Origin of the sequence: Oceanospirillum sanctuarii, from assembly GCF_002150805.1 — a bacterium.
GTDB classification, from domain to species: Bacteria; Pseudomonadota; Gammaproteobacteria; order Pseudomonadales; family Halomonadaceae; genus Oceanospirillum; species Oceanospirillum sanctuarii.
In genome coordinates, this window is the sequence record NZ_MTBA01000006.1 from 106,403 (window position 1) to 119,171 (window position 12,769).

Sequence of the window (12,769 nt, forward strand, 5' to 3'; positions counted from 1 at the left end):
TGGTTTTTGACTGATCAGTCTCGGTTAATGGTTTCAAAGGTTGTACAGAATGAGTAATCAAGAAGCGCCGAAAATTGAATTTCCCTGCGACTATCCTTTAAAAGTAGTGGGGCGTTCTGGTGATGATTTCCAGAAAGTTGTGCTGGATGTTATCGAGGTTCATGCCCCCGGTTTTGATCAGACAACAGTCAGTATTCAGGAAAGCAGTGGCGGTAAGTTCCAGTCAGTACGGGTTACCATTACTGCGACCGGTGAGCCTCAGCTGAAATCCATCTTTGAAGATCTGAAAGCCACTGGCCGTGTCCAGATGGTAATCTAAGGGGCTGCTTTGACTGAACAACAGAAGTCGGCACCAGCGCTGAAGGTATGCTACCTGGGTCAGGTTCCTTATGAGGAAACCTGGCAACGGATGCAGGAATACACCAATGTCCGGACACCTGATGATGCGGATCAGATCTGGATGCTGGAGCATCCACCGGTATTTACTCAGGGATTGGCAGGTAAAGAAGAACATCTGCTGGCACCCGGAGGTATTCCAGTGGTTCAGGTTGACCGAGGTGGGCAGGTGACTTTTCATGGACCCGGACAGTTGGTGGTTTACCTGTTGCTGGATGTGAAGCGTCTGGGGACTGGAGTGCGTCAGCTGGTCACGCTGATGGAAACCGCTGTGGTTGAGTCTCTCAAGCAGGCGGGAGTGAACGCCTATCCCAAGCCTGATGCACCAGGCGTTTATGTTCGGATTGAAGGTGAGGAGTGTAAGATCGCCTCTCTTGGGCTTCGAATTCGCCGCGGTTGTTCCTTCCATGGCCTGGCGTTCAATCTGGATATGGATACGTCTCCGTTTTTAAGAATCAATCCCTGTGGTTATCAGGGATTGCGAATGACACAGCTTAAAGAAGTTGCCCCTCAGGTTACCCCTGAGCAAGCAACACAATGGGTTCTGAATCACCTTATCGAGGGATTGGGGAATCCGACTATCACAGAACAGAAGGGGCTGGATTAGTCTATGAGTGATACGCGCTCACAATTCGTTGATGCAATGGCCGATGTGAATGAGAACAACGGTCAGAAAGTGGTGAAAAAAACCGGTAAAGTTGAGCAGGGTGTCAAACTGCGCGGTGCCGATAAAACGGACCGTATCCCGGTAAAAATCATTCCGACGGTAGAGATTCCCCGTAAGCCTGAATGGCTGAAAGTTCGTATGTACGCCACACCTGAAGTACGACGTATCAAAGATACCCTGCGTACCCGCAAGCTTCACACGGTTTGTGAAGAGGCGGCTTGCCCTAATCTGGGTGAATGCTTCAATGGTGGTACTGCGACCTTTATGATCATGGGTGATATCTGCACCCGTCGTTGTCCATTCTGCGATGTGGCTCATGGCCGTCCGAATGCGTTGAATCAGGATGAGCCTCGTGAGTTGGCTGAAGCGATTGCCGATATGCGTCTTAAATATGTGGTGATCACTTCCGTTGATCGTGATGATCTGCGTGACGGTGGTGCTCAGCATTTTGCCGACTGTATCTCCGAAACCCGTAAGCGCATGGACAGTATTGAGATTGAAGTGCTGGTGCCGGATTTCCGTGGTCGTATGGATGTTGCTCTGGATATCCTGGAGCAGACGCCTCCAGATGTGTTTAACCACAATCTGGAAACTGTACCGGCTCTATACCGAAAGGTGCGCCCGGGTGCCGATTATCAATGGTCTCTTGATTTGCTGAAGCAGTACAAAGATCGCTGTCCTGATGTTCTGACCAAGTCTGGTCTTATGCTGGGTGTTGGCGAGACCAAAGAAGAAGTAGTTGAAGTGATGAAGGATCTGCGTGCCCATAACGTCGATATGCTGACGCTTGGTCAATATATGCAGCCTTCCAAAAATCACCTGCCAATCGATCGCTGGGTTCATCCTGACGAGTTTGATGAACTTCGTGTCATCGCTGAAGAGATGGGCTTTAAGCATGTTGCCTCAGGTCCTCTGGTTCGCTCGTCATATCATGCGGACAAGCAGGCTCACGGCGAGACTGTGAAGTAATGAATGAAAAGCCTTTTGTAATATGCAAAAGGCTTTTTTTATTGCCGTGCCGGAAATTCTTGTCTAAGCTGATAATGAAAAGGTAGCTGGGACGTCTCTATGTATCGTTTTTCATTGACCTTATCCGTATTAGGCTTTTTCCTGTTACTGCTTCTCCAAGGAAACAGTATTCAGGCTTATGAGCCGTCGGAAGATATGTTGGCTGTTGTGGTCGATGTAGCTTGTGATACTGATAATGGCTCTGATGATCCTGTTTTACCGTCTAAAAAAACGAATTCAACTGCAGAGCCTGTATCTGCCGTTGTTTTTGCTCCTTTGTTATCTTCTGAATTAGAGCATTCTGCCTCTAACTCTCCTATTCGTGCTCCTCCTGCAGTGACCGTCTGATCTAACTATTTTTTTTCATTTTTAAAAGGTCATTGTCATGAAAGCACTACAACTATTACCTGTGGGTAACGACTATCATCTGGTTCACCCTGAAGAGTTCAATCATCTGGACCCGAGTGCACCCGCATTAGCCATCTTCACTGATTTCAAAAAGCATGTTCCTCAGTCTGTTATGGCAGATCTGGCTGCTGTTCATGCTGAATCTTTAATGCGAAAAGCGCACGTTCGAATGAAAGTCGTGCTAGATAAAGATGGTGAGTTGGTGGGGATTGTCAGTCTGAATGAACTGGATGATCAGAACTTTTTTAAGATTCAGCACGAAGAGCGGATTAAACACGATGAGGTGCTGGTGCAGCACCTGATGATTCCTCGGCAGGATTTGATGGCTCTGGATTATTCAGAACTGGCTGAAGCGAATATCAATCAGGTTCTGGAAACACTTAAGCAGAACCGGCAGCAGCACTGCTTGGTGGTTGATAGTGAGCATGAGCAGATCAGAGGGCTTATCTCTGCAACCGATATCGCCCGTCGCTTGCACATTCCATTAGAAATTGAGAAGCCTACGACCTTCTTCGATATTTTTATGGCGATTAAGCATTAACAGAGTTTTGTAGATATTCTGGAAATAAAAAGCAGCCCTCGGGCTGCTTTTTTGATCTGCGAAAAGCGGGAGCTTGAGATTACCCTGCGAAGCGCTCATCCATCGCTTCACATAGCCAATGGCCGATAACCATATGGGCTTCCTGAATACGAGCTGTTTCTGCAGAAGGCATGCGAAGTGTGCTATTAGCAATATCAAGAAGCTTGCCGCCGCTTTCACCGGTCCAAGCGTAGGTATAACAGCCAATTTCTTTGGCCACTTTGATCGCATCAATTACGTTTGCGCTGTTACCGGAAGTGGAAAGACCTATCACGATATCTTCCGGGCGGGCCAGAGCTTCCATCTGACGGCTGAAAACAGTGTCATAACTATAGTCGTTCGAGTGAGCGGTCAGGATAGATGTATCAGTGGTAAGAGCAATTGAGGCTAATGTTGGGCGCTCTTTCTTATAGCGCACAACAAATTCAGCAGCCAGGTGTTGGCTGTCAGCTGCGCTGCCACCGTTGCCCATAAAGATAACTTTGCCGCCCTTGCGAATCGAATCTTCTACTTTGTCAGCAAGTTGCTGGATTTGACTCTCAAGCCCTTTCAACTGGCTAAGGGCGTCCATGTGGCGTTGTAAGGCAGCCAAAAAGCTCATAACGTATACCTGAGTAAGAAAATTCAGAGTGATGAATTGTACAATAGATTAAAGCCTGCAGCAGTTAGTTGCTGGCATTGAGGCGCAACAAAATGTATCTGGGAATCGATCTTGGTGGAACAAAAGTTGAAGCGGCGGTGTTGCGTGGCAGAAGTACGGCAAGTTCAGGCGAGATTCTGTTTCGGGAGCGTATAGATACACCGAAAGATGATTATCTAGCCACTCTGGATGCGATAACTCAGTTGGTGGAGAGAGCTGAGAGTCAATTTGGTACTTTCAATGCATTTGGTCTGGGTACTCCGGGAGCTGTTTCTGCAAAGACAGGTGCAATGAAGAACTGCAACTCGACCTGTTTAAATGGTCAAAGGCTGGTTGAAGACCTTGAGTTGCGGCTTGGTAAACAGGTTGTTCAGGCTAATGATGCCAACTGTTTTGCGCTCTCAGAAGCGGTTGATGGCAGTGCTGATATCGACGGGGTAGTCTTTGGTGTCATTCTGGGCACAGGTGTCGGCGGAGGCATTGTTGTTGATAAGAAAGCTCTGCGTGGGATAAACCGTATTGCAGGTGAGTGGGGGCATAACCCTTTGCCTGTATCGGTACTGTCTGAAGGTAAAAAACGAGCCTGTTATTGCGGTAAAGACAACTGTGTTGAGACTTATTTATCTGGCCCTGGTTTTGCGAGAAGCTATCTGGAGTTGAAAGCTGAACGGGGAGTTGTCACTGATGCTGAGGTCAGTGCCCGTGATATTGCTCTGCTATTGGATCAGAAAGATGATGTCGCTCTTAAGGCGATTGATATCTACAGTCGCCAGCTGGCCGCAGCTTTGTCGGTTGTGATCAATATTCTTGATCCTGACTCCGTAGTACTCGGTGGCGGTATGAGTAACGTCAGTGGGCTTCGTGAGAAAGTTGAACAATATCTGCCTGAGTTTGTCTTTTCAGACTCAGTGGAAACGCGAATTAAACTTCCCATGTATGGCGATTCCAGTGGAGTGAGAGGGGCGGCTTGGCTAACGATACGCTAAAACTATACCTGATTACCCTTTGTAGTGAGTTGCCGGTCAGATAGTGGTGAATTCGCCTAACTGTCTTTTTTTCTGCTACCTTTGTCTTAAGAGTGACCAATTAGGTGGGTCTTATCCACTCTAATTTTTGTCTTTAATTTTTTTTTGTAGTATTTTTACAAAACTGACTGGCCGGCCACAAAATTGCTGGCTTCAGTGTGATTAAAGACAGACCGGCTATCGTGGGTCTGCAGTTCTTTAAATCATTTCGCACTCGCGATATGAAATGGTCGCAAAACTTCAGTTAAAAGCCTGAATTTTTTGCTTCAGATTAAAAAGTCCGAAATGTTCCTGGTGTAAATAAACTACAAGTGCTGTACAAAGCATGAGGACAGGAACCGTCACATGATCTGTGACTCGGCTGAATCGGAAAAATGCGGAGAGTTGATAATATGAGTCTGGATACACGAGCAGATCTTGATCCGATAGAAACCCAGGAATGGCTAGATTCGCTGGATTCTGTGATGGATCGCGAGGGAGAAGATCGTGCTCAGTTTCTATTGAGCGAACTGGGTAACCGTTTACGTCGTGAGGGTGCTCAGCCCCCTTTCTCTATCACTACACCACACCGCAACACTATCCCGGTTCACCGTGAAGCTCGTATGCCGGGTGATCTGTTCATGGAGCGTCGTATCCGCTCTGTGATTCGTTGGAACGCTATCGCTATGGTGATGCGCGCGAACAAGAAGAACCCTGGTATTGGTGGTCACATCTCAAGTTTCATGTCCAGCGCTACGCTGTATGACGTGGGCTTTAACTATTTCTTCCGTGCACCTAAAGATGATTTCGAAGGTGATCTGGTTTACATCCAGGGTCATACCGCACCGGGAATCTATTCCCGTTCTTTCCTGGAAGGTCGTCTGAGTGAAGATCAGCTGGATAAATTCCGTCAGGAAGTAGATGGTGATGGCCTGTCATCTTATCCTCACCCTTGGTTGATGCCGGACTACTGGCAGTTCCCAACAGTATCTATGGGTCTTGGCCCTCTGGGCGCGATTTATCAGGCCCACGTCATGAAGTATCTGGACAGCCGCGGCAAGAAGCCGATGGATGACCGTAAGATCTGGGCTTTCCTGGGTGATGGTGAGTGTGATGAGCCGGAAACTCTGGGTGCCATCTCTCTGGCTGGTCGTGAAAAGCTGGATAACCTGATCTTCGTGATTAACTGTAACCTGCAGCGTCTGGATGGTCCGGTTCGTGGTAACGGCCGTATTATGGATGAGCTGGAAGGCGTATTCCGCGGTGCTGGCTGGAACGTTATCAAGGTTGTTTGGGGGCGTTTCTGGGATCCACTGTTTGAGCGCGACAACAAAGGCATCATGCAGAAGCGCATGGATGAAGCTGTTGACGGCGAATACCAGAACTACAAGCAGAAAGGTGGCGCGTATACGCGTGAACACTTCTTCGGCAAATACCCAGAACTGGCTGATATGGTTAAGGATATGTCTGATGAAGACATCTATCGTCTGAACCGTGGTGGTCACGATCCGTACAAGGTTTACGCCGCATATCATGAAGCGGTTAACACCACAGGTAAGCCAACCGTGATTCTGGCCCATACCGTTAAAGGTTACGGTATCGGTGAAGATGGTGAAGCGAAGAACGATACCCACTCTGTGAAGTCTCTGCAGATGGCGGGCCTGAAGAAGTTCCGTGATCGTTTCGGTATCCCTCTGACGGATGAGCAGCTGGAAGAAGTTCCTTACTACAAGCCAGCATCTGACAGTCCTGAAATGCAGTACATGCAGGCCCAGCGCGAGCGTCTGGGTGGTTATCTGCCTGCACGCCGTAAGAGCTTTGAGCCACTTCAAATCCCGGGTCTGGATGACAAGATTTTTGATGCTCAGCTGAAAGGCTCCAACGGTCGTGAAATCTCTACGACAATGGCCTTTGTTCGTATTCTGTCCGGTCTGGTAAAAGACAAGCAGATTGGTGAGCGTGTTGTTCCTATCGTACCTGACGAAGCCCGTACCTTTGGTATGGAAGGTATGTTCCGTCAGCTGGGTATCTACACCTCTGAAGGCCAGAAATATAAGCCTGAAGATGCTGACCAGATCATGTACTACAAGGAAGACAAGAAAGGTCAGATCCTTGAAGAAGGTATTTCTGAAGCAGGTGCTATGTCTGCATGGGTTGCAGCAGGTTCCAGCTATAGCAACCATAACTATGCTCTGATTCCTTTCTACATCTACTACTCGATGTTTGGTTTCCAGCGTATCGGCGATATCGCCTGGCTGGCAGGTGACATTCAGGCGAAAGGCTTCCTGGTAGGTGGTACTGCTGGTCGTACAACGCTGAATGGTGAAGGTCTGCAGCACCAGGATGGTCACAGCCATATTCTGGCGGGCACTATTCCGAACTGTATTACTTATGATCCGGCTTACGCTTATGAGATGGCCGTGATCATTCAGGATGGTCTGCGTCGCATGTATCAGGATCAGGAGAACTGCTTCTACTACCTGACAGCGATGAACGAGAACTATGAGCAGCCAGCAATGCCGGAAGGTGCTGCTGAAGGTATCCTGAAAGGTATGTACCTGTTGCAGGAAGGTGGCGAGAGCAAGCTGAAGGTTCAGCTGATGGGCTCCGGTACTATTCTGCGTGAAGTAATTGCAGGTGCTGAACTGCTGAAAGCTGACTTCGGTGTAGATGCGGATATCTGGAGCGTAACCAGCTTCAACGAGCTGCGTCGCGATGGTCTGTCTGTTGATCGTCATAACTTCCTGAACCCGGAAGCTGATGAGAAAGAAGCGTACATCACGTCTTGCCTGAAAGGCCGTAAGGGTCCTGTTATCGCATCGACTGACTACATGAAACTGCACGCTGATCAGGTTCGTAGCTTTATCCCGACCGATTACCGTGTACTGGGTACCGATGGCTTTGGTCGTTCTGATACCCGTGAGAAGCTGCGTCACTTCTTCGAAGTTGACCGCTACTTTGTCGCTGTAGCAGCACTGAAAGCGTTGGCAGATCGTGGTGAAGTTGAGCGTAAAGTGGTTGCTGAAGCGATCAAGAAGTACAACATCAACCCGGAAAAATGTGACCCACTGACCTGTTAATAGCCGTCAGTTTGAGGCTGGGGCGGTAAGCAAATCCGCCCTGATTTAACAGCCAAGCGTTATTAACAGGTAATAGTGTTGGCCCGGATTCATCCCTTTATTACCGGGCCAAACCAATCGAATAGGAGCGAGAGCTTTGAGTACTGAAATCATCAAAGTGCCGGATATTGGCGGAGATTCTGATGTTGAGGTCATCGAGGTCTGTGTTGCAGTGGGCGACCGTGTTGAAGCAGAAGACTCTCTGATCGTACTGGAATCTGATAAAGCATCTATGGACGTACCGAGTCCTAAATCCGGTGTTGTGAAAGCGATCAAACTGAATGTTGGTGATCAGGTATCTGAAGGTCACGATATTCTTGAGCTGGAAATTGAAGGTGGTGCAACTGAAGCACCAGCAGAGCCAGCACCGGTATCTGAGCCGGTAGCGGAAGCCCCTGTTCAGGCGGCACCTCAGGCTGCTCCTGCAGCTGCATCGGTAGCCCCTTCTGTGCAGACCGTTAATGTGCCGGATATCGGTGATGACGGTGAAGTAGAAGTTATTGAGATCAGCGTTTCTGTTGGTGATGAAATCGCTGAAGAAGACTCCATCATCGTACTGGAGTCGGATAAGGCTTCAATGGAAGTACCTTCTCCGGTAGCGGGTAAGGTGGTTGAGATTCTGGTGGAAACCGGAGCCAAAGTATCTGAAGGTACTCCGGTTCTGCGCGTGGAAACCGCAGGGGACGCTGTTGTTGAAGCGGCTCCTGTCGCAGCCGCTCCGGCAGAACCAGCAGCTCCGGTAGCTGCACCAACCCCTGCTCCTGTTGCAGCAGGTCCTGTGCGCAAAGAAATTTTTGTTCCGGATCTGAGTGGTAACAATGATGTACCTGTTATCGAAGTGTCTGTTGCTGCAGGTGCAGATCTGCAGGAAGAAGACGCGCTCTTCGTTCTGGAAACGGATAAAGCAACGATGGAAATTCCGGCTCCTTTCGAAGGCAAGCTGGTCGAGTTCTTTATCACTGAAGGTCAGACGGTAAATCAGGGTGATCTGGTTGGTGTGATGGAAGTTATGGAGGCGGCTCCTGCTCAGGCAGCAGCACCTGCAGCGGCATCTGCTCCTACTCAGACGGCTGCGGCAGTAGCGCCTGCGGCTTCTGCTCCGGTAGCTGCACCAGTTGCATCCGCTGAGAGTGGCCGTAAAACCGGTAAAGTACACGCCGGCCCTGCGGTACGCATGATTGCCCGTGAGTTTGGTGTAGACCTATTAGATGTTACCCCGAGCGGCCCTCGCTCCCGTATCCTGAAAGAAGACGTTCAGGCTTACGTAAAACAGGTGATGCAACAGGCTAAATCTGCACCTAAAGCAGCGCCTGCGGCGGCAGGTGGTGCCGGTATTCCTCCGATCCCAGCGGTTGATTTCAGCCAGTTTGGTGAGATCGAAGAGAAGCCGATGGGGCGTCTGCTGAAAGCGGGTGCGATGAATCTGCATCGCTCTTGGCTGAATGTTCCACATGTGACTCAGTTTGATGAAGCGGATATCACTGAGCTGGAGAAGTTCCGTAAGTCGATGAAGGCTGAAGCGGAAAAACGTGGTTCTAAACTGACGCCGCTGCCGTTCATCCTGAAAGCTTGTGCTTATGCAATGCAGAAATACCCACAGTTCAATGTGTCTCTGCATCCGGATGGCGACAAGCTGATTCAGAAGAAATATATTCATATCGGTTTTGCGGTAGATACGCCTGACGGACTGCTAGTGCCAGTAGTTCGTGATGTTGACCAGAAGTCTCTCTGGGAACTGGCGGATGCTACTGCAGATCTGGCTTCACGAGCTCAGAAAAAGCAGCTGAAAGCGGATGACATGAAGGGTGGCTGTTTCACCATTTCGAGCCTTGGCTCGATCGGTGGTACTGCATTTACTCCGATTGTTAATGCGCCGGAAGTGGCCATTCTGGGTGTATCGAAAGCCAGCATTAAGCCTGTGTGGAATGGAAGTGACTTTGTGCCACGGCAAATGCTGCCGTTGTCGCTTTCGTACGACCACCGGGCGATCAACGGGGCTGATGCCGCGCGCTTTACCGCGTTTATCGCAACGGTTCTCGCTGATATTCGTCAGATACTGATGTAAGAGCTGTGCCGGCTCTGTAGCTGACGAAACTCCATTATTAACCTTCGGGTTAGTTGTGCCTGTAGGCGGTATTCTTCGGAATACCGCCTTTTTGTTTTTTTACCTCAACGAAATGCTTCCTCGGTATTTTTTGTACTCGTCAGTCATACGGGATCTCAGCTAATATCGCTTTTAATCGCAAACAGGCTGAGGAAAAAATATGTTGGATTTATTGCTATCAATAGGAATTAGTCTGGATGGCGGCTTTATTGCCTTTCTGATCGCGATCACCCTGCTAACGATGTCGCCAGGGGTTGATACCCTTGTTGTGATCCGCAATACCTTGCGTGGTGGTTTCAGGGATGGTGCAGTTACCAGCTTTGCGATTTGTCTTGGCCTCTTTGTTCATGCAGTGATTTCAGCAGGCGGGATCTCGCTCATACTTCTGCAGTCAGCCTATTTGTTTACAGCACTGAAATTAGTCGGTGCGCTTTATCTGATTTGGTTGGGTTATAAGAGTCTAAGTTCGGCGCTCGCCCGAAATCACAGCTCATCGTTGGGACAAGCGTTAGAAGAATCGACTTCTGAAGCTCAGGTCTCTGTATGGAGGTCATTCCGCGAAGGTTTTCTGAGTAATGTACTGAACCCTAAAACCATTGTGTTTTATATGGCTTTTTTGCCTCAGTTTATTCAGCACGGAGAGCCTGCAATGGTAAAATCCCTTTTCTTAGCAGGTGTTCATTTTGCTATAGCAAATGTGTGGCAGTTGCTGATCGTTCTGATGGTTGGCAGAGCATCGGTATGGCTGCTAAAGGGCTCTGTAATGCGGGCTGTTGATGGTGTTATTGGCGGTGTTATGGTTGCATTTGGGCTTAAACTGGCTATGGATCGTAGCTAGAAATAAATCAAACGAATGTATGTCGGCTACAACGAATGTATCCTTGTCTTTGCACTTGTGGACGGGTATTGTCGTTCCTCAATTTGCCAGAGTTTTGACTGATGAGTCTGCTACCTTCTGGTGGTTCAGGTTGTTTTATCGTGATCAAAGCCTTGGTCGTGGTTCAGGCAAAGTAGCAATCTGACCGATAAAGATTACAGATCAGATGTAGGATGCAGGACATCTGATTAAAAAGAATAAACGATTTAATAATTACATTAAGGGAGCATTACTCCATGCGTTTAATTTTGTTGGGCGCTCCAGGCGCTGGTAAAGGTACTCAGGCTCAGTTTATCTGTGAGAAATTTGGTATTCCTCAGATCTCTACCGGTGACATGCTGCGTGCAGCGGTTAAAGAAGGTTCTGAGCTGGGTCTTAAAGTAAAAGAGATCATGGAAACCGGTGGTCTGGTATCCGACGATCTGATTATCTCCCTGGTAAAAGAGCGTATCGCCCAGGATGACTGTAAAGCAGGTTTCCTGTTTGACGGTTTCCCGCGCACCATTCCTCAGGCTGATGCTATGAAGGAAGCCGGTGTTCAGCTGGATCATGTTGTAGAGATCGCCGTTGAAGACGAAGAGATCATTAAGCGTATGAGTGGCCGTCGCGTTCACCCTGCTTCCGGTCGTACTTACCACGTTGTGTTCAATCCGCCAAAAGTGGAAGGCAAAGATGATGCAACTGGTGAAGATCTGATTCAGCGTGAAGATGATAAAGAAGAAACTGTTCGTCACCGTCTGGGCGTATATCACGATCAAACAGCTCCTCTGGTTGATTACTACAAGTCCTGGGAAGCAACTGGCGCTGCAGAAGCTCCGAAATATACTCACATTGCTGGTGTAGGCAGTGTTGATGATATTCGTGAAAAAGTATTCGCAGCTCTGTCTTAAGAGTTGTTGATCTGCGATCTGATACTTTGCTTATGATTCCTTAATTGGGGGGTAAGAAGTACAAGTATTAGAGAGCCTTAAAGAAATCCGGTATTCTCTGATTATTATCAGCGAGCCGGATTTTTTTATGGGCGAAGTTTCATTCCCCCTAAATCTGTTATTGGCAGCTGAATCATGGGCTAACAAACAGGTTTCATCATGAATCACACCATTGAGACTATTCTTGCACACCGCTCCATTCGTAAGTTTACCGATCAGTCCATTGCAGCCGAAACATTAACAACTCTGATTGATTGTGCTCGGGCAGCATCTTCATCAAGCAATATTCAGTGTGTCAGTATTCTTCGTATCGTTGATTCAAACAAACGAGAGTTATTGGCTGAGTACGCAGGTGGGCAAGCTTATGTGTCATCTGCTGCAGAGTTTCTGATTTTCTGCGCTGATTTTAATCGTCACCAGCAAATTAAACCTGATGCCAAGCTCGGGTTTGCTGAGCAAACACTAATTGGCGCTGTTGATTCTGCTCTTATGGCGCAAAACTGTTTGTTGGCGGCTGAGTCGCTGGGGCTTGGTGGCGTGTATATCGGCGGGCTTCGGAATAATCCGGATAAGGTCTGTGAATTATTGAATCTGCCGGAAAATGTGTTTCCGATGTTTGGTATGTGCTTAGGCTACCCCGATCAGGATCCTACGCTGAAACCACGCTTGCCTGCTGACATTGTTTTGCATACAGATGGTTATCAGGAATTAGATCAGAATAAGTTGGCGGATTATGACGCGACCATGCGTGATTATTACGATGTGCGAACTGGCGGCAAGTTGGAGCAGTCGTGGTCAGATCAAATCTCAAACATTCTGAGTAAAGAAGCACGCCCGTTTATGTTGAGTTCGCTGAATAAGCAGGGGTTTGCTAAGAAATGAGTTTTCGGAGTTAACCGAAAAGCCCGACACCGTTAGGTGTCGGGCTTTTTTGTGCCTGTCGTTTGTTGTGTTGTGAGCCCCCGTGTTTACAGGGGCTTGGCTGCATCGTTCTGAAAATATTCAGTTTTTTTGAAACTTTTTTACTTTATTTTCAG

General features: G+C 48.3%; 12 protein-coding genes. 11 read left to right on the forward strand and 1 reads right to left on the reverse strand.

Annotated features, from left to right (window positions below; translation table 11 throughout):
• The first annotated feature begins 49 nt into the window (after positions 1-49).
• The 5 genes from BV405_RS13000 to BV405_RS13020 all read left to right on the forward strand — a co-directional run bounded on the left by BV405_RS13000 (position 50) and on the right by BV405_RS13020 (position 3,020).
• Entirely contained in the window at positions 50-319 is a 270-nt protein-coding gene (locus tag BV405_RS13000) for an HP0495 family protein (protein ID WP_086481325.1), read from the forward strand.
• Between the two features lie 90 nt (positions 320-409).
• Positions 410-1,003 (forward strand): lipoyl(octanoyl) transferase LipB, encoded by a 594-nt coding sequence (lipB, locus tag BV405_RS13005; RefSeq protein ID WP_245832325.1) that lies wholly within the window; start codon positions 410-412, stop codon positions 1,001-1,003.
• Between the two features lie 36 nt (positions 1,004-1,039).
• A complete protein-coding gene (lipA, locus tag BV405_RS13010) occupies positions 1,040-2,032 on the forward strand; it encodes a lipoyl synthase (protein ID WP_217895659.1) in 993 nt (330 codons plus the stop codon).
• A gap of 99 nt (positions 2,033-2,131) precedes the next feature.
• A complete protein-coding gene (locus BV405_RS13015) occupies positions 2,132-2,419 on the forward strand; it encodes a hypothetical protein (protein WP_086481328.1) in 288 nt (95 codons plus the stop codon).
• A 37-nt stretch (positions 2,420-2,456) separates the two neighbouring features.
• Positions 2,457-3,020 (forward strand): CBS domain-containing protein, encoded by a 564-nt coding sequence (locus BV405_RS13020; RefSeq protein ID WP_086481329.1) that lies wholly within the window; start codon positions 2,457-2,459, stop codon positions 3,018-3,020.
• A gap of 79 nt (positions 3,021-3,099) precedes the next feature.
• Here BV405_RS13020 and BV405_RS13025 read toward each other — a convergent pair whose 3' ends face one another.
• Entirely contained in the window at positions 3,100-3,660 is a 561-nt protein-coding gene (locus BV405_RS13025; protein ID WP_086481330.1) for a D-sedoheptulose-7-phosphate isomerase, read from the reverse strand.
• Positions 3,661-3,752: 92 nt separating this feature from the next.
• Here BV405_RS13025 and BV405_RS13030 point away from each other — a divergent pair, with 92 nt between their 5' ends.
• The 6 genes from BV405_RS13030 (at position 3,753) to nfsA (ending at position 12,614) form a co-directional block, all read left to right on the forward strand.
• The gene (locus tag BV405_RS13030; RefSeq protein ID WP_086481331.1) at positions 3,753-4,685 is read left to right on the forward strand and encodes an ROK family protein; all 933 of its coding nucleotides are present in this window, start codon (positions 3,753-3,755) and stop codon (positions 4,683-4,685) included.
• Positions 4,686-5,116: 431 nt separating this feature from the next.
• A complete protein-coding gene (gene aceE / locus BV405_RS13035; protein ID WP_086481332.1) occupies positions 5,117-7,783 on the forward strand; it encodes a pyruvate dehydrogenase (acetyl-transferring), homodimeric type in 2,667 nt (888 codons plus the stop codon).
• A gap of 136 nt (positions 7,784-7,919) precedes the next feature.
• Positions 7,920-9,887 carry a pyruvate dehydrogenase complex dihydrolipoyllysine-residue acetyltransferase gene (aceF, locus tag BV405_RS13040; RefSeq protein ID WP_086481333.1) on the forward strand — a complete coding sequence of 656 codons (1,968 nt, stop codon included), beginning with the start codon at positions 7,920-7,922 and terminating at the stop codon, positions 9,885-9,887.
• Between the two features lie 199 nt (positions 9,888-10,086).
• Entirely contained in the window at positions 10,087-10,764 is a 678-nt protein-coding gene (locus tag BV405_RS13045; RefSeq protein ID WP_176330157.1) for a LysE family translocator, read from the forward strand.
• A 275-nt stretch (positions 10,765-11,039) separates the two neighbouring features.
• Positions 11,040-11,693 carry an adenylate kinase gene (adk, locus tag BV405_RS13050; protein WP_086481334.1) on the forward strand — a complete coding sequence of 218 codons (654 nt, stop codon included), beginning with the start codon at positions 11,040-11,042 and terminating at the stop codon, positions 11,691-11,693.
• A 198-nt stretch (positions 11,694-11,891) separates the two neighbouring features.
• Positions 11,892-12,614 (forward strand): oxygen-insensitive NADPH nitroreductase, encoded by a 723-nt coding sequence (gene nfsA, locus BV405_RS13055; protein ID WP_086481335.1) that lies wholly within the window; start codon positions 11,892-11,894, stop codon positions 12,612-12,614.
• Positions 12,615-12,769: the final 155 nt, after the last annotated feature.